Annotated in this window: 20 protein-coding genes; 10 read left to right on the top strand and 10 right to left on the bottom strand. The window is 62.4% G+C overall.

All coding sequences use genetic code 11. The features are described 5' to 3' along the window. Positions 1–268: 268 nt before the first annotated feature. From purL to FPT15_RS20510, 3 genes are all read left to right on the top strand, one after another. Positions 269–4,165, top strand: a complete 3,897-nt coding sequence (purL, locus tag FPT15_RS20520) for a phosphoribosylformylglycinamidine synthase (protein ID WP_145164403.1) — start codon at positions 269–271, stop codon at positions 4,163–4,165. A gap of 4 nt (positions 4,166–4,169) precedes the next feature. Further along, positions 4,170–4,481 carry an NGG1p interacting factor NIF3 gene (locus FPT15_RS20515; RefSeq protein ID WP_065908663.1) on the top strand — a complete coding sequence of 104 codons (312 nt, stop codon included), beginning with the start codon at positions 4,170–4,172 and terminating at the stop codon, positions 4,479–4,481. A gap of 474 nt (positions 4,482–4,955) precedes the next feature. Beyond that, positions 4,956–5,219 carry a DUF6124 family protein gene (locus FPT15_RS20510; RefSeq protein WP_145164160.1) on the top strand — a complete coding sequence of 88 codons (264 nt, stop codon included), beginning with the start codon at positions 4,956–4,958 and terminating at the stop codon, positions 5,217–5,219. Positions 5,220–5,337: 118 nt separating this feature from the next. Here FPT15_RS20510 and nagE read toward each other — a convergent pair whose 3' ends face one another. From nagE to FPT15_RS20475, 7 genes are all read right to left on the bottom strand, one after another. Continuing rightward, on the bottom strand, positions 5,338–7,044 hold the full coding sequence (nagE, locus tag FPT15_RS20505) for an N-acetylglucosamine-specific PTS transporter subunit IIBC (protein WP_145164158.1): 1,707 nt from the start codon (positions 7,042–7,044) through the stop codon (positions 5,338–5,340). Positions 7,045–7,070: 26 nt separating this feature from the next. After that, positions 7,071–9,581: a phosphoenolpyruvate--protein phosphotransferase gene (ptsP, locus tag FPT15_RS20500; protein WP_145164156.1), complete on the bottom strand. Its 2,511-nt coding sequence runs from the start codon at positions 9,579–9,581 to the stop codon at positions 7,071–7,073. Between the two features lie 36 nt (positions 9,582–9,617). After that, positions 9,618–10,628: an SIS domain-containing protein gene (locus FPT15_RS20495; RefSeq protein WP_145164401.1), complete on the bottom strand. Its 1,011-nt coding sequence runs from the start codon at positions 10,626–10,628 to the stop codon at positions 9,618–9,620. Continuing rightward, positions 10,621–11,727: an N-acetylglucosamine-6-phosphate deacetylase gene (nagA, locus tag FPT15_RS20490; protein WP_145164154.1), complete on the bottom strand. Its 1,107-nt coding sequence runs from the start codon at positions 11,725–11,727 to the stop codon at positions 10,621–10,623. Before nagA ends, FPT15_RS20495 begins: the two co-directional genes overlap by 8 nt. A gap of 10 nt (positions 11,728–11,737) precedes the next feature. Further along, positions 11,738–12,496 (bottom strand): GntR family transcriptional regulator, encoded by a 759-nt coding sequence (locus tag FPT15_RS20485; protein ID WP_106578301.1) that lies wholly within the window; start codon positions 12,494–12,496, stop codon positions 11,738–11,740. A 263-nt stretch (positions 12,497–12,759) separates the two neighbouring features. Continuing rightward, positions 12,760–13,263, bottom strand: a complete 504-nt coding sequence (locus tag FPT15_RS20480) for a murein L,D-transpeptidase family protein (protein WP_145164152.1) — start codon at positions 13,261–13,263, stop codon at positions 12,760–12,762. Positions 13,264–13,303: 40 nt separating this feature from the next. Then, on the bottom strand, positions 13,304–13,852 hold the full coding sequence (locus FPT15_RS20475; protein ID WP_145164150.1) for an NUDIX hydrolase: 549 nt from the start codon (positions 13,850–13,852) through the stop codon (positions 13,304–13,306). 146 nt (positions 13,853–13,998) lie between these two features. Between FPT15_RS20475 and FPT15_RS20470 the strand changes: the two genes are divergently transcribed. The 5 genes from FPT15_RS20470 to purT all read left to right on the top strand — a co-directional run bounded on the left by FPT15_RS20470 (position 13,999) and on the right by purT (position 17,386). After that, positions 13,999–14,601: a CoA pyrophosphatase gene (locus tag FPT15_RS20470; protein ID WP_145164147.1), complete on the top strand. Its 603-nt coding sequence runs from the start codon at positions 13,999–14,001 to the stop codon at positions 14,599–14,601. A gap of 36 nt (positions 14,602–14,637) precedes the next feature. After that, positions 14,638–15,162, top strand: a complete 525-nt coding sequence (locus FPT15_RS20465) for a gamma carbonic anhydrase family protein (RefSeq protein ID WP_106578304.1) — start codon at positions 14,638–14,640, stop codon at positions 15,160–15,162. Beyond that, positions 15,159–15,374 carry a DUF1289 domain-containing protein gene (locus tag FPT15_RS20460; RefSeq protein WP_145164145.1) on the top strand — a complete coding sequence of 72 codons (216 nt, stop codon included), beginning with the start codon at positions 15,159–15,161 and terminating at the stop codon, positions 15,372–15,374. The genes FPT15_RS20465 and FPT15_RS20460 overlap by 4 nt, the downstream gene beginning before the upstream one ends. A gap of 293 nt (positions 15,375–15,667) precedes the next feature. Further along, positions 15,668–16,135 carry a VUT family protein gene (locus FPT15_RS20455; RefSeq protein WP_106578306.1) on the top strand — a complete coding sequence of 156 codons (468 nt, stop codon included), beginning with the start codon at positions 15,668–15,670 and terminating at the stop codon, positions 16,133–16,135. Between the two features lie 69 nt (positions 16,136–16,204). Further along, positions 16,205–17,386 carry a formate-dependent phosphoribosylglycinamide formyltransferase gene (gene purT / locus FPT15_RS20450; RefSeq protein ID WP_017139720.1) on the top strand — a complete coding sequence of 394 codons (1,182 nt, stop codon included), beginning with the start codon at positions 16,205–16,207 and terminating at the stop codon, positions 17,384–17,386. A gap of 96 nt (positions 17,387–17,482) precedes the next feature. On the opposite strand, the gene FPT15_RS20445 is transcribed toward purT, so the two are convergent. The 3 genes from FPT15_RS20445 to FPT15_RS20435 form a co-directional block, all read right to left on the bottom strand. After that, entirely contained in the window at positions 17,483–18,793 is a 1,311-nt protein-coding gene (locus tag FPT15_RS20445; RefSeq protein ID WP_145164143.1) for an MFS transporter, read from the bottom strand. 357 nt (positions 18,794–19,150) lie between these two features. After that, positions 19,151–20,389 (bottom strand): transporter associated domain-containing protein, encoded by a 1,239-nt coding sequence (locus tag FPT15_RS20440; RefSeq protein WP_145164141.1) that lies wholly within the window; start codon positions 20,387–20,389, stop codon positions 19,151–19,153. A gap of 12 nt (positions 20,390–20,401) precedes the next feature. Further along, positions 20,402–21,214, bottom strand: coding sequence for an inner membrane protein YpjD (locus FPT15_RS20435; protein ID WP_106578310.1), 813 nt, complete (start codon positions 21,212–21,214; stop codon positions 20,402–20,404). 233 nt (positions 21,215–21,447) lie between these two features. Here FPT15_RS20435 and ffh point away from each other — a divergent pair, with 233 nt between their 5' ends. Together ffh and rpsP are read left to right on the top strand one after the other, a co-directional pair. Next, positions 21,448–22,824 (top strand): signal recognition particle protein, encoded by a 1,377-nt coding sequence (gene ffh / locus FPT15_RS20430; RefSeq protein ID WP_010207982.1) that lies wholly within the window; start codon positions 21,448–21,450, stop codon positions 22,822–22,824. A 250-nt stretch (positions 22,825–23,074) separates the two neighbouring features. Next, complete coding sequence (gene rpsP, locus FPT15_RS20425) at positions 23,075–23,326, top strand: 30S ribosomal protein S16 (protein WP_003175899.1); 252 nt, start codon at positions 23,075–23,077, stop codon at positions 23,324–23,326. Position 23,327: the final 1 nt, after the last annotated feature.

Raw genomic sequence — 23,327 nt, 5'->3', positions numbered from 1 at the left:
GACCCTCAGCGCCATATCTCGACAGCAGCGCACTTGTCTGCTAGCGCCCGCAGAACCGGGCTGCAGCCCGCAGAAACGCGGGTTGGCGAGGGTTTGTGACGGTTAAAATAACTGCGCGCCCAGCCCCGGAAAATGCCCCGATACTGTGCAAACCGTGCCAACTGACGTTCGGCAGCGGCCAGCCGTGCCGTTTCGGGTGCCGTTGGCGATGGTTTACGCTAGAATGCACGGCCTCAAAGCACACCCCCTTCCCGAGGCTGTCCCGAAGATGTTGATCCTGCGCGGCGCTCCTGCCCTTTCTGCCTTTCGCCACAGCAAACTCCTTGAGCAACTGAGCCAGAAGGTTCCAGCGGTTACAGGCTTGTATGCTGAATTTGCTCACTTCGCCGACGTTACCGGCGTGTTGACCGCCGACGAACAGCAAGTGCTGGCGCGCCTTCTGAAGTACGGCCCAAGCGTTCCCGTTCAAGAGCCTGACGGCCGCTTGTTCCTGGTTCTGCCGCGGTTCGGCACAATCTCGCCCTGGTCGAGCAAGGCCAGTGATATCGCCCGCAACTGTGGCCTGGAAAAAATCCAGCGCCTGGAGCGCGGTATCGCTTTCTATGTTGCCGGCCAGTTCAGCGACGCCGAAGCCGAGCTGATCGCCAGCAGCCTGCACGACCGCATGACCCAGATCATCGTCAGCCAGCTGGAACACGCTGGCGGCCTGTTCAGCCACGCCGAACCCAAGCCGCTGACTGCGATTGACGTGCTTGGCGGCGGCCGCGCCGCCCTCGAGAAGGCCAACACTGAACTGGGCCTGGCCCTGGCCGAAGACGAGATCGACTACCTGGTCAACGCCTTCAACGGCTTGAAGCGCAACCCGCACGACATCGAGCTGATGATGTTTGCGCAGGCCAACTCCGAGCATTGCCGTCACAAGATCTTCAACGCCAGTTGGGACATCGACGGCGAAAGCCAGGAAAAAAGTCTGTTCGGCATGATCAAGAACACCTACGTGATGCACAGCGAAGGCGTTCTGTCGGCTTATAAGGACAACGCCTCGGTGATCGTCGGCTCGGTTGCCGGTCGTTTCTTCCCGGACCCTGAAACCCGTCAGTACGGCGCGGTGCAGGAGCCGGTGCACATCCTGATGAAGGTTGAAACCCACAACCACCCGACCGCAATTGCCCCGTTCCCGGGCGCAGCCACCGGTTCCGGCGGTGAAATCCGCGACGAAGGCGCCACCGGCCGTGGCGCCAAGCCAAAGGCGGGCCTGACCGGTTTCACCGTGTCCAACCTGCAGATCCCAGGCTTCGAACAGCCGTGGGAAGTGCCGTACGGCAAGCCTGAGCGCATCGTGACCGCGCTGGACATCATGATCGAAGGCCCGCTGGGCGGCGCCGCGTTCAACAACGAATTCGGGCGCCCGGCGCTGACCGGTTACTTCCGTACGTTCGAGCAGTCCATCACCACCCCGCGTGGCGATGAAGTGCGCGGCTACCACAAGCCAATCATGTTGGCTGGCGGCATGGGCAACATCCGTGAAGAACACGTCAAGAAAGGCGAGATTCTGGTCGGCTCCAAGCTGATCGTACTCGGCGGCCCGGCCATGTTGATCGGCCTGGGCGGCGGCGCTGCTTCCTCCATGGCCACCGGCACCAGCTCGGCAGACCTGGATTTTGCTTCCGTACAGCGCGAAAACCCAGAGATGGAACGCCGCTGCCAGGAAGTCATCGACCGTTGCTGGCAGTTGGGTGACAAGAACCCGATCAGCTTCATCCACGACGTCGGCGCCGGTGGTTTGTCCAACGCCTTCCCGGAACTGGTCAACGATGGCGAGCGTGGCGGTCGTTTCGAACTGCGCAACATTCCAAACGACGAGCCGGGCATGGCCCCGCACGAAATCTGGAGTAACGAATCCCAGGAACGCTATGTACTGGCCGTCGGCCCTGAAGACTTCGCGCGCTTCCAGGCCATCTGCGAACGCGAGCGTTGCCCGTTTGCCGTGGTCGGCGAAGCCACTGCCGAGCCACAGCTGACGGTGACCGACAGCCACTTCGGCAACAGCCCGGTCGACATGCCACTCGAAGTGCTGCTGGGCAAAGCCCCGCGCATGCACCGTTCGGCCGTGCGTGAAACCGAGTTGGGCGATGACTTCGACCCAAGCAGTCTCGACCTTACCGACAGCATCGAACGCGTGCTGCACCACCCGGCCGTGGCGAGCAAAAGCTTCCTGATCACCATCGGCGACCGCACCATCACCGGTCTTGTGGCCCGTGACCAAATGGTCGGCCCATGGCAAGTGCCGGTGGCCGACGTTGCCGTCACCGCCACCAGCTTCGACGTGTACACCGGTGAAGCCATGGCCATGGGCGAGCGCACGCCGCTGGCCCTGCTGGACGCGCCGGCGTCGGGCCGCATGGCCATTGGTGAAACCCTCACCAACATCGCCGCCTCCCGCATCGGCAAGCTGTCCGACATCAAACTGTCGGCCAACTGGATGTCCGCTGCCGGTCACCCCGGTGAAGACGCGCGCCTGTACGACACCGTCAAGGCTGTCGGCATGGAGCTGTGCCCGGAGCTGGGTATCACCATTCCGGTGGGCAAGGACTCGATGTCCATGGCCACCCGTTGGAACGAAGACGGCACCGACAAGAGCGTCACTTCGCCGCTGTCGCTGATCGTTACCGGTTTTGCACCGGTGACCGACATCCGTCAGACCCTGACCCCGCAACTGCGCATGGACAAGGGCACCACCGATCTGATCCTGATCGACCTGGGCCGTGGCCAGAACCGCATGGGCGCCTCGATCCTCGCGCAAACCCACGGCAAGCTCGGCAAGCACGCGCCGGACGTGGATGACGCCGAAGACCTGAAAGCCTTCTTCGCCGTGATCCAAGGCCTGAACGCCGACGGCCACCTGCTGGCTTACCACGACCGTTCCGACGGCGGCTTGCTGACCAGCGTTGTAGAAATGGCCTTCGCCGGTCACTGCGGCCTGAACATCGTGCTCGACAGCGTTGCCGAGGCCGCCTGCGAAATCAACGGCATCCTGTTCAACGAAGAGTTGGGCGCCGTGATCCAGGTTCGCCAGGACGCCACCCCGGACGTGCTCGCACAATTCAGCGCCGCCGGCCTGGACGACTGCGTGGCAGTGATCGGTCAGCCGATCAACAACGGTGAAGTCAATATCTCCTTCAATGGCGACACCGTGTTTGCCGGCCAGCGCCGTCTGCTGCAACGCCAGTGGGCCGAGACCAGCTACCAGATCCAACGCCTGCGTGATAACGCCGACTGCGCCGAGCAGGAATTCGACGTGATCCTGGAAGAAGAAAACCCGGGCCTGAGCACCAAGCTCAGCTTCGACGTCAACCAGGACATCGCCGCGCCTTACATCAAAAAAGGCATCCGCCCACAAGTTGCGGTACTGCGTGAGCAGGGCGTCAACGGCCAGGTGGAAATGGCGGCCGCGTTCGACCGCGCCGGCTTTAATGCGATCGACGTGCACATGAGCGACATCCTCGCCGGTCGCGTTGACCTCAACGCGTTCAAAGGCCTCGTCGCCTGCGGTGGTTTCTCCTACGGTGACGTGCTGGGTGCCGGTGAAGGCTGGGCCAAGTCGGCGCTGTTCAACAGCCGAGCGCGTGATGCGTTCCAGGGTTTCTTCGAGCGCAACGACAGCTTCACCCTGGGTGTGTGCAACGGTTGCCAGATGATGTCCAACCTCAGCGAGCTGATCCCGGGCAGCGAGTTCTGGCCGCACTTTGTGCGTAACCGTTCCGAGCAGTTCGAAGCCCGTGTCGCCATGGTGCAGGTGCAGGAATCCAACTCGATCTTCCTGCAGGGCATGGCCGGTTCGCGCATGCCAATCGCCATCGCCCACGGTGAAGGCCATGCCGAGTTCGAAAGCGAAGAAGCCCTGCTCGAAGCCGACCTGTCCGGTTGCGTGGCGATGCGTTTTGTCGACAACCACGGCAAGGTCACCGAAAGCTACCCGGCCAACCCGAACGGCTCGCCGCGCGGGATCACCGGCCTTACCAGCCGCGACGGCCGCGTGACCATCATGATGCCGCACCCGGAGCGTGTGTTCCGCGCCGTGCAGAACTCGTGGCGCCCGGAAGAGTGGAACGAAGACGGCGCCTGGATGCGCATGTTCCGCAACGCTCGCGTGTGGGTGAACTAAGGCGGTGTACAAGCTCAGCTTCTTTGTGCCCGACAGCCACGTGGAGACGGTAAAAACCGCCGTCTTCGCAGCCGGCGGCGGGCGCATCGGCGACTACGACAGCTGCGCCTGGCAAGTGCTGGGCCAGGGCCAATTCCGCGCATTGGACGGCAGCCAGCCGTTTATTGGGCAGGTGGGTCAGGTTGAAGTGGTCGAAGAGTGGAAGGTTGAGCTGGTGGTGGCGGATGAATTGATTGTGGCTGTAGTGGCTGCGCTCAAACTGAGTCACCCGTATGAGACACCGGCGTACGAGGTGTGGCAGTTGGCGGATTTTTGATTCGCAGATTGCAGAAACAAGAAACCCGCTGGGCCAGTTTGGTCAGCGGGTTTTTTGTTGGCTGTGATGGCCTCTTCGCGAGCAAGCCCGCTCCCACATTTGACCGCATTGCCACGTCGGGCACCGATCAAACTGTGGGAGCGGGCTTGCTCGCGAAGGCGTCGGGACAGGCACCTCAGACCTTTCCCACATGCCTTTCAGGTTGTCCCTCGGAACTGGCCTCACTAATCTTCTCGGGTCGCTGCCAATGTGGCGACCGGGACTGCAAGCCCGCCGAAACCTCACCAGTTACTCCTAAGCGCCTTTATAATTGCGGCGTTTTTTCATGGTCGTCATTTATGGCGGCTGTGTGCGGGAGACCTTCGGGTCTACCGAGGTGCTGGTGGGACTCGGTCTTGCAGGCCCGCGCACAGCTGCCACCCATCAACTGCAAGTGATGTTGGTAGTTCCTAAACTCTCACTAGGAAATACACCATGATCAAAGACAGTCCAAATCCTCCATCTGATTCTCAGCCCACCGACCAAATCTTCACCATACTCCCCAACCTGAACAGCGAAACCCTGCTCGCCAATGCCCCCCCAGACCTGGCATCCGTGCAGGCGTTGGCGGGCAATCTGGCGTTTGACATCGACGGCCCGCAGCGTGATGCGGTGCTGGGAATTCATCGGATGCTGGAGGGTATCCAGTTGATGGTGGATCGGGTGTTGGATTTAGCTGAGGTGCCTGAACCGAAGTAATCGGACGCCTGTCGGGCCCAATCGCGGGCAAGCCCGCTCCCACATTTTTGAGCTGTGAATACAGTCAAATGTGGGAGCCGGGCTTGCCCGCGATGAGGCCAGAAAAGCCGCTACAGCGCTAGACCCTGGCGCCGACCTCACGGCCACTGACCAACCGCTCCAGCGCCTCACTCAATCCCGAGGCCTTGTCACCAATCAACAAGTGCCAAACACCGCTATCCAACTGGCTCACGCCTTGGCAACCGAGCGCCGTCAGATCAGCCTCGGACAACACCGAATCATCCCCCAACTCCACCCGCAACCGGGTCATCGCCACGGCGTCCAGCTGGCGTACATTTTCACGGCCACCCAAGGCCTTCAGCCATTTCTCGGCCTCCTGCACATTCACCGCAACCGGCTTATCCACAGGTGCAGCCGCCACCGGCGCGCTGGCAACAAACGACGGCATGGCCAGGCGAATCTCGTCAGCAATGCTGTCGGCCATGGGCCCGACCACCACCTGCAAGCTCCCGCCATTGCCTGGGCGAACCACGGCCATGGCGCCGAGTGCTTTCAAATCCGCGTCCACTGCTTTGTTGCGATCCACCATGTCCAGGCGCAGGCGGGTGGTGCACGCGCCGACACTCAGCAAATTGGCCGCACCGCCCAGCGCACGGATGTACGCACCGGCCCGTTGGTTATCACTCATCGCCTCGGCCTGCACCACCTGGATGTCTTCACGCCCAGGCGTTTTCAGGTTGAAGCGGCGGATGCAGTAGTTGAACACGCTGTAGTAGATCACCGCGTACGCCAACCCCACCGGGATCACCCGCCAGCCGTTGGTGGACTTGCCCCAGCCCAGCACCATGTCGATAAAGCCACCGGAGAAGGTAAACCCGAGGTGGATATTCAACAGGTCAGTGACAGCCATCGACAGGCCGGTCAGCACGGCGTGGATCAAGTACAGGAACGGCGCAAGGAACATGAACGCGAATTCAATCGGCTCCGTCACGCCGGTCAAGAACGAGGTCAGCGCCATCGACAGGAAGATCCCGCCCATCACTTTGCGGCGCTCCGGCAGGGCGTTGCGGTACATCGCCAGGCAGGCGGCGGGCAGGCCGAACAGCATCACCGGGAACATGCCGGTCATGAACTGGCCACCTTTGGGGTCGCCGGCAAAGTAGCGGGTCAGGTCGCCCGTGACGACGGCGCCGGTGGTCGGGTCGGTGAAGGTGCCGAACACGAACCACGCCATGTTGTTGAGGATATGGTGCAGGCCGGTGACGATCAGCAGGCGGTTGAACACGCCGAACACGAAGGCGCCAAAGCTGCCGCTTTCCATCAGCAGCACACCGAAGCTGTTGATACCGTGCTGAATCGGCGGCCAGATCAAACCAAAGATCACGCCCAGGGCCACCGCCGAAAACCCGGTGACAATCGGCACAAAGCGTCGCCCGCCAAAGAACGCCAGGTATTCGGGCAACTTGATGTCCTTGAAGCGGTTATACAACCCGCCCGCCATCAAGCCGCTGGCGATACCGGCGAGCATGCCCATGTTGATGGTGGTGTCCATCACCTTGAGCGTGGAGACCATTACCAGGTAACCAATCGCCCCGGCCAGGCCCGCCGTGCCGTTATTGTCGCGGGCAAACCCCACGGCAATACCGATGGCGAAGATCAGCGCAAGGTTGGCGAAGATCGCCTGCCCGGCGTCGTGCATCACGGCGATGTTGAGCAGGTCGGTGTCGCCCAGGCGCAGCAAGAGGCCGGCGATCGGCAGGATCGCGATCGGCAGCATCAGCGCGCGGCCCAGGCGTTGTAAGCCTTCGATAAAATGTTGGTACATGGCGTGTCTCCTTGTTCTTGTTGTTGTCAGCTCAGCGGCCAGTGGTGTTGGCAGGCTTGGCGAACCGCCTTGGCGCTGCTCAGGTCGAGCAGGCCAAGGCTCAGTTGCCGGCATTGAGCCGCGTCCAGGTGACGGACGCGGTCCTTGATTTCTCCGATCTGTGGCGGGCTCACCGACAGCTCGCTGACGCCCAGGCCGACCAGCACTGGTGTGGCCAGCGGATCGGACGCGAGGGCGCCGCAAACGCCGACCCAACGCCCATGCTTGGCCGCGCCCGCGCAGGTTTGCGCGATCAGCCGTAGCAGCGCCGGGTGCAAGGCATCGACCCGCGCGGCGAGGCCGGCGTGGTCGCGGTCCATGGCCAGGGTGTACTGGGACAGGTCATTGGTGCCGATGGAGAGGAAGTCGGCGTGCTGGGCCAACTGCTCGGCCATCAACGCGGCGGCGGGTACTTCGACCATCACGCCCAGCTCCGGGCGCTGAGTCAGCCCCAGCTCGGCACATAACTCATCCAGGCGCTGGCGGATCTGCAGCAGTTCATCCACTTCGCTGACCATCGGCAGCAGAATGCGGCACCGTGCCAACGGGCTGACTTGCAGCAGCGCGCGCAGTTGCTGGTCGAGCAATTCGGGCCGCACCTGGGCCATGCGGATACCGCGCAGGCCCAACACCGGGTTGGCCTCCACGGGCAGCGGCAGGTAGTCGAGCTGCTTGTCGCCGCCCACGTCGATGGTGCGAATGATCACCGACTTGTCGCCCATGGCATCCAGCACGGCCTGGTAGGCCTGGCGCTGCTCTTGTTCATCCGGCGCGGTGCGCCGATCGACGAAGAGGAATTCGGTGCGTAGCAGGCCGACGCCATCGGCGCCGTTTTCGAACGCCACGTGGGCCTCGGCGCTGGAGGCGACGTTGGCGGCCACTTCAATGCTGATGCCGTCGCGGGTGTGCGCCGGTTGCTGCGCTTGGGCCTGTTGTTGCGCACGGCGCAGTTTTTGCGCGTCGCGAATCTGGTGCACTTCGGCATGACGCGCCTCGCTGGGCGCAAGTTCCAGGCGCCCATTGACCGCGTCGAGCACCACGCGTTGGCCTTGGGGCACATCAAGCACTTCTGCGCCCAGCGCCACCACGCAGGGCAAGCCTTTGCCGCGAGCCAAAATGGCCACGTGGGACGTGGCGCCGCCTTCGGCCATACAGATGCCGGCGGCCTGTTGCGCGCTCAGTTGCAGCAGGTCGGACGGCGTCAGCTCATGGGCGCTGACAATCGCCCCGGCAGGCAATTCGAAATGCCAGCTTTCGCCCAGCAGTGCGCGCAGCACGCGTTGCTGCAGGTCGCGCAGGTCGTTGGAGCGCTCGGCGAACAGCGGTTTGCCCAACGCCAGCAACACCGCGCATTGCGCTTGGATTGCATCGCGCCAGGCGTGGGTGGCGGCGCTGCCGTGTTCGATGGCAGCGGTGGCCGCGTCCAACAGGGCCGGGTCTTCCAGCAGGGCGAGGTGGGCGGCGAAGATCTCTTCTTCTTCGACGTTTTTGCGTTGGCGGGCATGGTCCAGGGTTGTGCGGATCTCGCCGCGCACTTGCTCAAGGGCCGTGTCCAAACGTTGCAGTTGTTCATCGGCCGAGTGATTGCCAGTGTCGGCCGGCAGTTCGATAGCGCTGAGACGGAACAGCGGCCCGCAGACCAGGCCCGGTGCCGCGCACACGCCTTGCAACACACCGGCTTCGGTGTTCGCCTTGCGTGGGGCGACCGCCACGGGCGCGTGATGTTCTTCGCTGACCGCCGCGGACAGCGCCGCCACCAACGCCTGCAACGCCGCCTCGCAATCCTTGCCGCGGCAAGTGACGCGCACTTCGTCGCCTTCACCGATCCCCAGCCCCATCAAGCCAATCAGGCTGTCGCACGGCGCGGATTTGCCCGCGAAGTGCAACTGCGCCTGGCTGCTGAAACCCTGGGCGGTTTTGCGGATCAATGCGGCGGGGCGAGCATGCAAACCGCCACGGTGTGTGATGCGCACGCAGGCGCGGACTTCGGTGACTGAGTTATCCACAACCGCCGGCTGGGTGGTCGCTGAGCGTGTGACGATGTGCAGCAACGGCTCACCGACCTTGGTGATTTTTCCTGCCACCGGCCGCAACTCAAAACGCTCGCCATTGGTCAGAATAATCAGGCTGACCAGGCTTTTGCACTGGCGCGCAATGCGGTCCAGATCAAACTGCACCAGCGCCTGGCCCTTGTTCACCCGCGCGCCTTCCTTGACCAGCAGCGCAAACCCTTCGCCATTGAGTTCCACGGTGTCGATGCCCACGTGCATCAGCACTTCGGCGCCGTTCTCGGCACGAATCGTCAGGGCATGCCCGGTGCGCGCGACATGGATGACCACCCCGTCACAGGGTGCATGCAGACAATCGTTCAGCGGGTCGATGGCGATACCGTCACCCATGGCACCACTGGCGAACACTTCGTCGGGCACCTCGCCCAGGGCGAGCACCGGGCCACTGAGTGGGGCGCTGAGGGTCAATTCATTATTGTTGTTGGACATGGGCACGGTACTCATCAGGAAAACACGACAATCGACTCAGTGAGTGCGGGTAACTTTGCTCAGGTGACGCGGCTGGTCGGGGTCCATGCCCCGGGCTTGCGCCAGGCCGGCGGCCATTACGTAAAAGCTTTGAATCGCCAGGATCGGGTCCAGGCTTGGGTGTTCGGCGCGGCTCAGGGTCAGGTCGCGCTCGGCGATATCGTCTGGCGCAGCCAGCAGCACACGGGCGCCGCGCTGGCGCATGTCGGCGGCCAGGCTCAGCAGCCCGGCCTGTTCGGCGCCACGTGGGGCGAATATCAGCAGCGGGTAGTTTTCGTCGATCAAGGCCATCGGTCCGTGGCGGACTTCGGCGCTGCTGAAGGCTTCGGCCTGGATCGCCGAGGTTTCCTTGAGCTTGAGTGCGGCTTCCTGGGCGATGGCAAAACCGGCGCCACGGCCGATCACCATCAATTGCTGGCAGCCACGCAGGGCCTCGATGGCGGCGCTCCAATCCTGTTTGGCCGCTGCACGCAGTTCATCGGGCAGCGTGCGGCAGGCTTGCAGCAAGTCGGCTTCCTGGCTCCAGTGGCCAATCAACTGCGCGCTGGCGCTGAGGGTGGCGATGAAGCTTTTGGTCGCGGCCACGCTGTGTTCCGGCCCGGCGTAGAGCGGCAGGTGGAATTCGCAGGCGGCTTCCAGTGGTGAGTCTTCGGCGTTGACCAGCGAAATACTCAACGCACCGCGTTTGCGCAGCAGGCGCAGGCTGTTGACCAGGTCCGGGCTTTGCCCCGACTGCGAGAAACCGAATGCCACCTGACCGCTGACTTTCAATGGCGCCTGCAACAGGGTCACCACTGACATCGGCAACGACGCCACCGGAATGCCCACGTACTGCATGGCCAGGTAGGCAAAGTAGCTGGCGGCGTGGTCCGAACTGCCACGGGCAATGGTCATCGCCACTTGCGGCGGCTGGCGGCGCAGGCGACCGGCGACTTCTTCCAGCAGCGGGTCCAGGCGTTGCAGTTGCGCCGCGACGGCGTCACAGGAGGCCAGGGCCTCTTCAAGCATTTTTGAAGTCAATGGTTTCTCCTTCGACCATTACGTCGGTGAGGTGCAGGGAACGGTCCAGGCGCACGCAGTCGGCGAAGCTGCCGGGTTGCAGGCGGCCGCGTTCTTCCAGGCCCAGGTAATCCGCAGGAAATTGCGACAGGCGTTGTGAGGCTTCGCTGATGGGCAGGCCGATTTTCACCAGGTTGCGCAGCGCCTGGTCCATGGTCAGCGTGCTGCCGGCCAGCGTTCCATCCGCCAGGCGCACGCCGCCCAGGCATTTGGTCACGGTGTGGCTGCCCAGCTTGTATTCGCCGTCGGGCATGCCAGCGGCGGCGGTGGAATCGGTGACGCAGTACAGGCACGGGATCGAACGCAGGGCCACGCGCATGGCGCCGGGATGCACGTGCAGCAGGTCGGGGATCAGTTCCGCGTATTGAGCGTGGGCCAGGGCGGCGCCGACGATGCCCGGCTCGCGATGATGCAGCGGGCTCATGGCGTTGTACAAATGCGTGAAGCTGGTGGCGCCGGCGGCGAGGGCGGCGACGCCTTCTTCATAACTGCCCAATGTGTGGCCGATCTGCATGCGCACGCCGCGTTGGCTGAGGGCGCGGATCAGGCCGTCATGCCCGGCAATTTCCGGGGCGATGGTGATCACCCGGATCGGCGCCAGGCGCAGGTAGGCTTCCACTTCGGCCATCAGCGCGGTGTGGGCGAAGTTGGGTTGGGCGCCGAGTTTGCCCGGATTGATGTAGGGGCCTTCCAGGTGCACCCCGAGTACGCGGGCGCTGCCGCTCGGGCGCTGCTCGCAGAAGGTGCCGAGCTCGCCGAGCACACGGGAGATCTCGTTCACCGGCGCCGTCATGGTGGTGGCCAGCAGCGACGTCGTGCCAAAACGCACGTGGGTGCGGGTGATGGTCTCGAAGGCGTCGACGCCTTCCATGATGTCTTTGCCGCCACCGCCATGCACATGCAGGTCGATGAAACCCGGCAGCAGGTAGGGCAAGTCGTTGTCAGCCGGGTCGCACGGCGTGCCTTGGACGGCGACCACTTTGCCGTGTTCGTGCACCAGGCGGCCGCGAATCCAGCCGCTGGGCGTGAGGATGTTGTCTTCGGACATGGGCAGTTCTCTAAATGCGCAGTTCAGCGGAGTAGTCATGGCGGCGCAGCTCTGCGACGAAGTCGTAGTAGTCGTTGCGGCAGTAGGTGTCGGTGATTTCAATCGGCGTGTTGTCAGCGGTGTAACCGACCCGCGTCATCAGCAGCATGGCGGTGCCGGGGGCGATGCCCACCAGCTTGGCGAACTCATCCGAGGCGTTGATCGCCTGGATATGCTGCAAGGCGCGCACGATGGGCTTGCCGATGCTTTCCAGGTACTCGTACAGCGAATTGCCGATGGCCTGCGGATGCGGCAGCACCGAGGCGGGCATGGCGGTCATTTCAATTGCCATCACCGTGTCGTCGGCTTTACGCAGGCGTTTGAGGCGCGCCACTTTGTCGGTCGGCGACAGGCCCAGGCGGATCAGCTCTTCGTGGGTGGGCGGGGTGATGTCGCGTTCCAGCCACTGCGAAGTGGGTACAAAACCTTTGAGCCGCAGCATTTCGCTGAAGCCCGACAGGCGTGACAGCGGTTGTTCCAGGCGCGGCGTGATAAAGGTGCCGGAGCCTTGGCTGCGGCGAATCAGGCCTTGGGCGAACAACACTTCCAGCGCTTTACGTGCGGTCACCCGCGAAATGCTCAGTTGCTCGCTGAGGGCGCGCTCCGACGGCAAGGCCTGCTCGGATTTCCACTGGCCGGCATGGATCGCCGCTTCAAGGTTGCGGGCCAGTTGCAGGTACAGCGGCGTGGATTGTTTCTCGTCAGGGCGCAGCGTCTGGATGGGATTCATCTGTGAAGTTTCCGATGCGGTTATTGGAGTGTTGTCGCCCGGTAGTGGCCGGAAATTAATACCACTTAAATACCATGTCAATGCAGCCAAAACGGTGCAGGACCCGGTTTCAGGGCGCTTTAAGGGTGCGTGGTATCAAGTGGTATTAGAGAGGTCTTTATCGCGCGCAGAACTGTGCAGCCCGGCGCGGTGAACTGGTATTCACCGGCAGGCGCTGCCAGGGGCAGGAATTATTTTCAGATTATTTTACGAACGGTACGAAATTACGGCCGAATCTCGATCATGGTGCCGTCTTTGACCAGGTTCCAGACTTCGCGCATGTCGACGTTGCGCATGCCGATACAGCCATCGGTCCAGTCGAGGGTGTGGAACCATTGCTCCGGGTATTCCTCGGTGTCGGGCGTGCCGTGGATCATGATCATGCTGCCCGGTCTCACGCCTTCGCGGCGCGCGCGGGCAGAGTCGCTGATATTGGGGTAGGAAATGTGCATGGCCAGGTTGTAGCGGTCACTGGTCTTGCGCCAGTCGATCCAGTAAAAACCTTCCGGCGTGCGGCGGTCGCCCTCGAACTGCTTGGTGCCCTTGGGGTTTTTGCCCAGCGAGATGCGATAGGTCTTGAGCGGTTTGCCGTCGTTGATCAGTTGCAACTGGTGCGCGGACTTGAGCACCAGGATTTTCTCGACAGGTTTGCCGCCGAGGATTTCCACCGTGGAGGCCGAGGACAGGGTAACGAACGACAGGCAGATGAAAGCGAGCAACCAACGCATTGAAACGGTTTCCCTTGTTAGACGGTGCTGCCTGAAGGTGTTATTTGGCCGGCCGCGTCATCGGCGGCACCGACTCGCTGCGTACCGGGAACCGTTGTTGCCGGCGGTCAGCGAAGAAGCATTCTAAGGTACGCCCGACCGTGCGGAAAGCCAGCTCTGACCAAGGGATATCGGCTTCATCGAACAGCTTCACCTCAAGGCTTTCGGGGCCTGCGGCAAAGTCCAGGTCGACCAGTTCGGCGCGGTAGAAGATATGCACCTGGCTGATGTGCGGCACGTCGATCAGGGTGTAAATGCTCAGGTTGCGCACGCGGGCGCAGGCTTCTTCCAGGGTTTCGCGCACGGCGGCCTGCTCTACGGTCTCGGCGTTTTCCATAAAGCCTGCGGGCAAGGTCCAGTAACCCAGGCGCGGCTCGATGGCGCGGCGGCACAGCAGCACTTTATCGCCCCAGACCGGCACGGTGCCGGCGACGATATTGGGGTTCTGGTAGTGAATGGTCGAGCAGTGATCACACACATAGCGCAGGCGTGTGTCGCCTTCGGGAATGCGCTGGGTAACCGGTTTACCGCACTGGCTGCAGAAGTTCATGCTGGGGTTCCTGGAGAGTGGGCCTATCTTGGCTTGGCGGGCAGGGCCCTGCAAGTTGTCGTTTCGCGACATGTGCCGGGTTTTGGGGTTGGGCACCCGCCCGCTTTGGTGCATGATGCAAGGTAGCCAACAGACCGAGATGACTCATGCTGGACGAGCTACTTCGCCGGGTAAGCAATCACACCCCTCACACACTGGAAACTGACGGGCGTTTCCCCGAGGCCGCCGTGTTGGTGCCGATTACCCGCAGTGACGAACCTGAGCTGATCCTGACCCTGCGCGCCAGTGGCCTGTCGACCCACGGCGGCGAAGTGGCGTTTCCGGGCGGGCGACGTGACCCCGATGACCCGGACCTGATCTTTACGGCGCTGCGCGAAGCCGAAGAAGAAATCGGCCTGCCGCCCGGCCTGGTGGAAGTCATCGGCCCGTTGAGCCCGCTGATTTCCCTGCACGGTATCCGCGTAACGCCTTATGTCGGGGTTATCCCCGATTACGTCGAATACCTGGCCAATGATGCCGAGATCGCCGCCGTGTTCAGCGTGCCTCTGGAGTTCTTCCGCCAGGACCCACGCGAACATACCCACCGTATCGATTACCAGGGCCGCAGTTGGTATGTGCCCAGCTATCGGTTTGGCGAATACAAAATCTGGGGGCTGACGGCAATCATGATTGTCGAGCTGATCAACCTGCTCTATGACGACGCGCAGATCAGCCTGCACCAGCCACCCAAGAGTTTCATCAATACCTGAGCCATCGCTTGAATGGCACCGCCGTGAGGACACACCATGAAATACCGCCTGGGCGACGCCCGCGTCGAGACTCATCCGCAAAGCTGGGTGGCGCCCAATGCCACGCTGGTCGGCAAGGTCAAGCTGGAGGAGGGCGCCAATGTGTGGTTCAACGCGGTGTTGCGTGGCGACAACGAACTGATCCTGATCGGCAAGAACAGCAACGTGCAGGACGGCAGCGTGATGCACACCGACATGGGCTACCCGCTGACCCTGGGCACCGGCGTGACCATCGGCCATAACGCCATGCTGCACGGCTGCACCGTCGGCGATTACAGCCTGATTGGCATCAATGCGGTGATCCTCAACGGCGCCAAAATCGGCAAGCATTGCATTATCGGCGCCAATTCGCTGATCGGCGAAGGCAAGGAAATTCCCGATGGCTCGCTGGTAATGGGGTCGCCGGGCAAAGTGGTGCGTGAGTTGACCGAGGCGCAAAAGCGCATGCTCGAAGCCAGCGCCGCGCACTATGTGCATAACGCGCAGCGCTATGCGCGGGACTTGGTTGAGCAAGAAGAATGAACCCGATTGAACGCCCTGTTGCCTCGCCCTGCGTGAGTATTTGCGCGCTGGATGATGACGATATTTGCACAGGTTGCCAGCGCAACGTGGATGAGATTACGCGCTGGAGCCGCATGGACAATGCCGAACGCCGGGTGGTGTTGGGGTTGTGCCATGAGCGGGCAAAGGCGAGTGGGTTGGTGTGGATGATTCCGGGGAAATCCGGCGCCTGAACCACCGCTATCGCAGGCAAGCCAGCTCCCACAATGGATATGTGAATACATTCAAAAATGTGGGAGCTGGCTCGTCGTGGCGAGCGGGCTTGTTGTGGCAAGCGGGCTTTGGGTGGCGAGCGGGCTTGCCCCGCGTTGGGCTGCGAAGCAGCCCTGAAACTGGCGCCGCGGTTTGCCTGACAAGACACGGCGTTCTTAGTGGGGCCGCTGCGCAGCCCAACGCGGGGCAAGCCCGCTCGCCACAATGATTGCTGTGCATTACCCTGTGCGGCATTACCCACAGGTCCTTCCCCATGCTCTTCCTGATCGCCTACATCAGCAGCGTCGTGCTGATCAACTTCGCCTTCTCCACCGCTCCGCACCTGGACGTCATCTGGTCCGCCTGGGGTGGACTGGTGTTTATCCTCCGCGACATGGTGCAAACCCGCTTCGGCCATGGCGCGATACTCGCCATGCTGGCGGCGTTGGTGCTGTCGTATATCACCTCCGACCCGTCCATCGCCCTGGCCAGCGCCACGGCATTTGCCGTGTCCGAATGCATTGATTGGCTGGTGTTCAGCATCACCAAGCGCCCACTGCACGATCGCCTGTGGATAAGTTCGGCGCTGAGTATTCCCCTCGATACCTTTATCTTCTTCGGCCTGATCGGCGCGCTGACGCCGGCGGTGGCGGGCACGGCGTTGGTGTCGAAATTCGCCGGGGTCACGGTGGTGTGGCTGATCATGGCCTGGCGCCTGCGCAAACGCGCCGTCGCCAACTGAGGCCAATTCTTGCAGTTCATGTAAAATGCCGGCCTTTCTCCCCATGATCCGCTCCCCTGAGGACCTGAGATGACCCGAATCGGAACTCCATTGTCGCCAACCGCGACCCGCGTTTTGCTGTGTGGCTGCGGTGAGCTGGGCAAGGAAGTGGTAATCGAACTGCAACGCCTGGGCGTTGAAGTGATTGCCGTGGATCGTTACGCCAACGCGCCTGCCATGCAGGTTGCGCACCGTAGCCACGTGATCAACATGCTCGACGGCGCCGCCCTGCGTGCCGTGATCGAAGCCGAGAAGCCGCACTTCATCGTGCCGGAAATCGAAGCCATCGCCACCGCCACGCTGGTAGAGCTTGAAGCTGAAGGCTTCACCGTGATTCCGACCGCGCGTGCCACCTCGCTGACCATGAACCGTGAAGGCATCCGTCGCCTGGCCGCTGAGGAGCTGGACCTGCCGACGTCGCCGTACCACTTTGCCGACACGTTCGAGGACTACAGCAAGGCCGTGCAGGACCTGGGCTTCCCGTGTGTGGTCAAGCCGGTGATGAGTTCGTCGGGCAAGGGCCAGAGCCTGCTGCGCAGCGCCGATGACGTGCAGAAAGCCTGGGATTACGCTCAAGAGGGCGGGCGTGCCGGTAAAGGTCGCGTGATCATCGAGGGCTTTATCGACTTCGATTACGAAATCACCCTGCTGACTGTGCGCCACATCGGCGGCACCACCTTCTGCGCGCCGGTCGGCCACCGTCAGGAGAAGGGCGACTACCAGGAATCCTGGCAGCCGCAAGCCATGAGCCCGATTGCCCTGGCGGAGTCCGAGCGGGTTGCCAAAGCCGTGACCGAGGCGCTGGGTGGCCGTGGTCTGTTTGGCGTGGAATTGTTCATCAAGGGCGATCAAGTGTGGTTCAGCGAAGTGTCGCCGCGCCCGCATGACACCGGCTTGGTGACCTTGATTTCTCAGGACCTGTCGCAGTTCGCGCTGCACGCGCGCGCGATCCTGGGCCTGCCGATTCCGTTGATCCGCCAGTTCGGGCCTTCGGCCTCGGCGGTGATTCTGGTGGAGGGGCAGTCGACCCAGACCGCGTTCGCCAACCTTGGCGCGGCCTTGAGCGAGCCGGACACGGCGTTGCGTCTGTTTGGTAAACCGGAAGTCAATGGTCAGCGCCGGATGGGTGTGGCGTTGGCGCGGGATGAGTCGATCGAGGCGGCGCGGGCGAAGGCGACTCGGGCTTCGAAGGCGGTTGTTGTAGAGCTGTAAAACCGCGTCGCGCCCATCGCAGGCAAGCCAGCTCCCACATTTGAAGGCATTCACAATTCAACATGTGGGAGCGGGCTTGCCTGCGATAGCGGTCTATCAGGCGACCTTGTTCAAGTCGTTATTGCGCGTCTCTTTCAGGCACAGCACAGCAATCAAGCTGAGCAACGCTGCCGCCGACACATACCCGCCGACATAACTCAGCCCGCCCATCGCCACCAGCTTGGTCGCGAAAAATGGTGCGGCCGATGCCCCGACAATCCCGCCCAGGTTATACGCCGCCGAAGCGCCGGTATAACGCACGCGGGTGGGGAACAGTTCCGGCAGCATCGCGCCCATTGGGGCGAAGGTCACGCCCATCAGAAACAATTCCAGTGCCAGGAACAGTGCGACGGCCCAGGTCGAGCCGTGGGTGAGCAGCGGCTCCATGGTGAAGCCCGACAGAATCGCAAGAATGGCGCCGACGATCAGTACTGGCTTGCGCCCGTAACGGTCGCTGGCCAAGGCCGCCAGCGGCGTCGCCAGGCCCATGAACAACACCGCAAAGCACAGCAGGCCCAGGAACGTCTCGCGGCTGTAGCCCAGCGTTGCAACGCCGTAACTCAGCGAGAACGCGGTGGTGATGTAGAACAGCGCATAGCACACCACCATCGACGCCGCGCCCAGCAGGACCGGCAGCCAATGCTGGCTGAACAGCTCCACCAGCGGCACTTTCACCGGCGCTTGCTTGGCGACGGCGTTGGCGAACACCGGGGTTTCATGCAGTTTGAGGCGGGCATACAGGCCGACCATCACCAGCGCTGCGCTGAGAATGAACGGGATGCGCCAGCCCCAACTGCGGAATTGCTCGTCGTTCAGGCTCATGGCCAGGATCAGGAACAGGCCGTTGGCCGCCAGAAAGCCAATCGACGGGCCCAGTTGCGGGAACATGCCGAACCAGGCGCGCTTGCCCTTGGGGGCGTTCTCGGTGGCCAGCAATGCTGCGCCGCCCCATTCGCCGCCAAGCCCCAGGCCCTGGCCGAAGCGCAGCACGCACAACAAGATCGGGGCCCACGCGCCGATGCTGTCATAACCTGGCAGCAAACCGATCAGCGTGGTGCACACGCCCATCAGCAGCAACGACGCCACTAGGGTTGATTTGCGCCCGATACGGTCACCGAAGTGGCCGAACAGCGCCGAACCCAGCGGGCGAGCGATAAAGGCGATGCCAAAGGTCAGGAACGACGCCAGCATCTGCGCGGTGCCGGAGGTCTGCGGGAAGAACACCGGGCCGATCACCAGCGCAGCGGCCGTGGCGTAGATGTAGAAATCGTAGAACTCGATGGCGGTGCCGACGATGCTCGCGGTTGCGACCCGTGCGGTCGAGTTGAGCGGGGCGGCGGTTGCAGCCTCGGTATAGGTGGTGCTCATTGAGGTATCCCTGACGGTCATTGCGCGTTTGGACGCGGATTATTATTGGTCAAACACCCATGGATCAGGGGTGTAAGCGGGGCGGCTCGGGATGGGAGCAAACACCGGTCAGACACGGTAACGCAGTGCCTGGACGCGCTGAGTGCGGGTAGCACGCGGTCGGGCGGGGCTCTGGTAAGCCGTCCCGATTATAGGAAGGGGTTTGAACATACAACAAGGGGGCGGGCGAGGATCTCTTGGCTGGAAACCGGATCGATGTGGGAGCTGGCTTGCCTGCGATACAGGCGCCTCGGTACATCAGGAGTACCGAGGTGAGGCCATCGCAGGCAAGCCAGCTCCCACAGGGGCAATAGGAGGTCAGGCGGCGACGGGCACGCGGCTGGTGTGCCAGATCAGCACCTTGCTGACGCGGTTGTCCTCGGTCTCGAGGATTTCCAGGCGATAGCGGCCGATCTTCAGGCACACCGCGCAATCCGGAATGGTCTCCAGCGCTTCGGTCACCAGGCCGTTGAGGGTCTTGGGGCCGTCGCTGGGCAGGTGCCAGCCCAGGCTTTTATTCAGTTCGCGGATCGAAGCTGCGCCGTCGATGATGTAGCGGCCATCGGGCTGCGCTTCGATATGCGGGTTGTCCGCTGCCTGATCACTTTCGAATTCGCCGACGATTTCTTCGAGGATATCTTCCAGAGTGACGATGCCCAGCACTTCGCCGTATTCGTCCACCACCATGCCCAGGCGCCGCTGCTGCTTGTGGAAGTTCAGCAGTTGCAGTTGCAGGGGCGTGCTTTCGGGGACGAAATAGGGCTCGTGGCAGGCAGCGAGCAAGGCTTCTTTGGTCAGGCTGGCGTCGGGCAGCAGGTGTTGGATCTGCCGGGTATTGAGCACGGCTTCGACCTGGTTGATGTCACTGTGGAACACCGGCAGGCGCGTGCGTTGCGAGGTGCGCAGCTGCTCAATGATCTCCTCGACCGAGTCATCCAGGTTGATACCGTCCACTTCGCTGCGCGGCACCAGGATGTCGTTGACCGTGATGTTGTCCAGCGCGTGAATGCCGGGCATGCCGGGCGTACGACTTTCATCGGTCTCGGGCTCGGGTTCATCGTCGTGATCGGGCAGTGGCTCGTCGCTCTTTTTCACCACGCCGGATTTGCGTGCGAACGGGCGCAGCAATAACAGGCTGATGCCATTGAGCAGCCAGGCCAGGGGGTAGAGGATTTTCAGCGGCACACCCAGCAGCGTATTGCCAAAGCCCAGTACGGCTTGCGGGTGGCGAACCGCCAGGGCACGCGGCAGGTAGTCGGCGAGCACCAGCAGGATCGCGCAGGAGATCAGCCAGCCGAGCCACGGGCCGTTCTGCGCCCAGGCATAGATTGCCAGCAACGTGCAGAGAATCACCACGGCCGCACGACACAGGCTGTTGCACAGAATCAGGCTGTTACGCGGGAAGTTCAGGCGGGCGGCGGCCTTGTCACCCTGGCGTGTACCGGGGCGCAGGGCCAGCAAGTGCTGTTGTGCGGCTTCGATGGCGGTAAACAGCGCCGCCCATAACACCAGCAAGGCGATTACCGCGAGCATCGGCCCAAGGGGCAAGTTGTCCATGATCGCTGCCCGTCAGATATGCAGGATGTATTCGCGAACCAGCTTGCTGCCGAAATAGGCCAGCATCAGCAGGCAGAAACCGGCCAGGGTCCAGCGGATCGCCTTGTGCCCACGCCAGCCGAGGCGGTTACGCCCCCACAGCAGCACGCTGAACACCACCCAGGCCAGGCACGCCAGCAGGGTTTTGTGCACCAGGTGTTGGGCGAAGAGGTTTTCGACGAACAGCCAGCCGGAAATCAGCGACAGCGACAACAGAGTCCAGCCGGCCCACAGGAAGCCGAACAGCAGGCTTTCCATGGTCTGCAGCGGCGGGAAGTTCTTGATCAGCCCGGACGGGTGCTTGTTTTTAAGCTGGTGGTCCTGCAGCAGCAGGAGCAACGCCTGGAACACCGCAATCGTGAACATGCCGTAAGCCAGGATCGACAGCAGGATGTGGGCGAGAATGCCCGGCTCCTCGTCGATCACTTGCACGGTGCCAGTGGGGGTGAACTGCGCCAGCAGCACTGTCAGCATTCCCAGCGGGAATAGCAGCACCAGCAGGTTTTCCACGGGAATGCGGTAACAGGCCAGCAGCGTCAGGGCGATGACGGCAGCGGCGATCAGACTGGCGGCACTGAAAAAGTCCAGGCCCAGGCCGACCGGCGTCATCAAATGAGTGAACAGGCTCGCGGCGTGGGCGAGCAGGGCGACGACGCCCAGGCCCACCAGCAGACGTTTATCCGCTTTTGTGCCTTGGGCCAGACGAGTGCCCTGATAGAGAGTCGCAGCGGCGTACAAAATGGCGGCGGCGAGGCTGGGTAGCAAACTGGGTGACAAGGGGACCATAAATCCTGATAGACAAGCCCGAAAGGCGCTGAGTTTGGCACACACCAACGCTGCACGAAAGACTCCCGGGCCAGACAGCGGGTGTGCACAGGCGCAGTCTTCGCTATAATCCGCGACCTGCCCACGCCGCAGGCTCGCCGAGCGCTGTTTTTAACAGCGATTTACCACAGCCTGGGCCGCCATTACCTCGGTCTACAAAGCATTTCGATGAATAGGGCCTGAAAGGATCGCGCATGTTTGAAAACTTGACTGACCGTCTCTCGCAGACGCTGCGCCACGTAACCGGCAAGGCCAAGCTGACCGAGGACAATATTAAAGACACCCTGCGTGAAGTACGCATGGCGTTGCTGGAAGCCGACGTGGCCTTGCCGGTGGTGAAGGACTTCGTCAACTCGGTCAAAGAGCGCGCGGTCGGCACCGAAGTGTCCCGCAGCCTGACCCCGGGCCAGGCCTTTGTGAAGATCGTGCAGGCCGAACTCGAAAGCCTGATGGGCGCGGCCAACGAAGACTTGAACCTCAGCGCCGTGCCACCGGCCGTCGTGCTGATGGCCGGTCTGCAAGGTGCGGGTAAGACCACCACTGCCGGCAAGCTGGCGCGCTTCCTTAAAGAGCGCAAGAAGAAGTCGGTGATGGTGGTGTCGGCCGACGTGTACCGTCCGGCGGCCATCAAGCAGCTGGAAATGCTCGCGGGCGAAGTGGGCGTGACCTTCTTCCCGTCCGACCTGAGCCAGAAGCCGGTCGACATTGCCAACGCGGCTATTAAAGAAGCCAAGCTCAAATTCATCGACGTGGTCATCGTCGATACCGCCGGTCGCCTGCACATCGATGAAGAGATGATGGGCGAGATCAAGGCGCTGCATGCCGCGATCAATCCGGTCGAGACGCTGTTCGTGGTCGACGCCATGACCGGCCAGGATGCGGCCAACACCGCCAAGGCCTTTGGTGATGCGCTGCCGCTGACCGGCGTGATCCTGACCAAGGTCGACGGTGATGCCCGTGGCGGTGCTGCGCTGTCGGTACGTGCAATTACCGGCAAGCCGATCAAGTTCATCGGTATGGGCGAGAAGAGCGACGCGCTCGAGCCGTTCCACCCTGAGCGTATCGCCTCGCGTATCCTCGGCATGGGCGACGTGCTCAGCCTGATCGAGCAGGCCGAAGCCACGCTCGACAAGGACAAGGCCGATAAGCTGGCCAAGAAGCTGAAGAAGGGTAAGGGCTTCGACCTCGAAGACTTCCGTGACCAGCTGCAACAGATGAAGAACATGGGCGGCCTCGGCGGCCTGATGGACAAGCTGCCGAACATCGGCGGTGTGAACCTGGCGCAAATGGGCAATGCCCAGGGCGCGGCAGAGAAGCAGTTCAAGCAGATGGAAGCCATCATCAACTCCATGACCCCGGCCGAGCGCCGCGACCCTGAGCTGATCAGCGGTTCGCGCAAGCGTCGGATCGCCATGGGCTCCGGCACCCAGGTGCAGGACATCGGTCGCTTGATCAAGCAGCACAAGCAGATGCAGAAGATGATGAAGAAGTTCTCCGCAAAAGGCGGAATGGCCAAGATGATGCGCGGCATGGGCGGTATGTTGCCCGGCGGCGGCATGCCAAAAATGTAAAGAATTCGAGCGGAAGTTCACTTCTGCTCCGACCCACAAGGATGTGGGATCTCCAGCAAACCCGCGGTTAGCGGGAGCTGACTCGCCGTTTTAACCGACGGCTCTATAGCAGATCTGAGTGGCACGCTGATAGGCGCCAGAAAAAGACATTTGCAAAAGTCCGGATATTCCTTAGAATATGCGGCCTTTCGGGCACCTATGCCCGCTGTGCATTTAGATTTGCAGCACCGACTACAGGAACGATGTTCACATGCTAACAATCCGTCTTGCCCTTGGCGGCTCCAAAAAGCGCCCGTTTTACCACTTGACCGTAACCGACAGCCGCAACCCGCGCGACGGTTCGCACAAGGAACAGGTTGGTTTCTTCAACCCTGTTGCTCGTGGTCAAGAAGTTCGTCTGTCCGTGAACCAAGAGCGCGTAGCCTACTGGCTGAGCGTGGGTGCACAGCCATCCGAGCGCGTTGCAAAACTGTTGAAGGACTCGGCTAAGGCCGCAGCCTGAG

The organism is Pseudomonas sp. RGB, from assembly GCF_007713445.1.
Classification (GTDB): domain Bacteria; phylum Pseudomonadota; class Gammaproteobacteria; order Pseudomonadales; family Pseudomonadaceae; genus Aquipseudomonas.
Note: the sequence above shows the minus strand (reverse complement) of the source record. Positions and strands in the feature narration are given on the sequence as shown.

Coding starts and splice junctions, on each gene's coding strand:
- FPT15_RS20435 (WP_106578310.1), bottom strand. CDS start 21,214: ATGGTCCCCTTGTCACCCAGTTTGCTACCCAGCCTCGCCGCCGCCATT.
- nagA (WP_145164154.1), bottom strand. CDS start 11,727: ATGTCCGAAGACAACATCCTCACGCCCAGCGGCTGGATTCGCGGCCGC.
- FPT15_RS20475 (WP_145164150.1), bottom strand. CDS start 13,852: ATGAACTTCTGCAGCCAGTGCGGTAAACCGGTTACCCAGCGCATTCCC.
- ptsP (WP_145164156.1), bottom strand. CDS start 9,581: ATGTCCAACAACAATAATGAATTGACCCTCAGCGCCCCACTCAGTGGC.
- purT (WP_017139720.1), top strand. CDS start 16,205: ATGACCCGAATCGGAACTCCATTGTCGCCAACCGCGACCCGCGTTTTG.
- FPT15_RS20480 (WP_145164152.1), bottom strand. CDS start 13,263: ATGCGTTGGTTGCTCGCTTTCATCTGCCTGTCGTTCGTTACCCTGTCC.
- ffh (WP_010207982.1), top strand. CDS start 21,448: ATGTTTGAAAACTTGACTGACCGTCTCTCGCAGACGCTGCGCCACGTA.
- FPT15_RS20485 (WP_106578301.1), bottom strand. CDS start 12,496: ATGAATCCCATCCAGACGCTGCGCCCTGACGAGAAACAATCCACGCCG.
- FPT15_RS20495 (WP_145164401.1), bottom strand. CDS start 10,628: ATGCTTGAAGAGGCCCTGGCCTCCTGTGACGCCGTCGCGGCGCAACTG.
- FPT15_RS20445 (WP_145164143.1), bottom strand. CDS start 18,793: ATGAGCACCACCTATACCGAGGCTGCAACCGCCGCCCCGCTCAACTCG.
- FPT15_RS20455 (WP_106578306.1), top strand. CDS start 15,668: ATGCTCTTCCTGATCGCCTACATCAGCAGCGTCGTGCTGATCAACTTC.
- FPT15_RS20440 (WP_145164141.1), bottom strand. CDS start 20,389: ATGGACAACTTGCCCCTTGGGCCGATGCTCGCGGTAATCGCCTTGCTG.
- FPT15_RS20465 (WP_106578304.1), top strand. CDS start 14,638: ATGAAATACCGCCTGGGCGACGCCCGCGTCGAGACTCATCCGCAAAGC.
- nagE (WP_145164158.1), bottom strand. CDS start 7,044: ATGTACCAACATTTTATCGAAGGCTTACAACGCCTGGGCCGCGCGCTG.
- FPT15_RS20510 (WP_145164160.1), top strand. CDS start 4,956: ATGATCAAAGACAGTCCAAATCCTCCATCTGATTCTCAGCCCACCGAC.
- purL (WP_145164403.1), top strand. CDS start 269: ATGTTGATCCTGCGCGGCGCTCCTGCCCTTTCTGCCTTTCGCCACAGC.
- FPT15_RS20460 (WP_145164145.1), top strand. CDS start 15,159: ATGAACCCGATTGAACGCCCTGTTGCCTCGCCCTGCGTGAGTATTTGC.
- rpsP (WP_003175899.1), top strand. CDS start 23,075: ATGCTAACAATCCGTCTTGCCCTTGGCGGCTCCAAAAAGCGCCCGTTT.
- FPT15_RS20470 (WP_145164147.1), top strand. CDS start 13,999: ATGCTGGACGAGCTACTTCGCCGGGTAAGCAATCACACCCCTCACACA.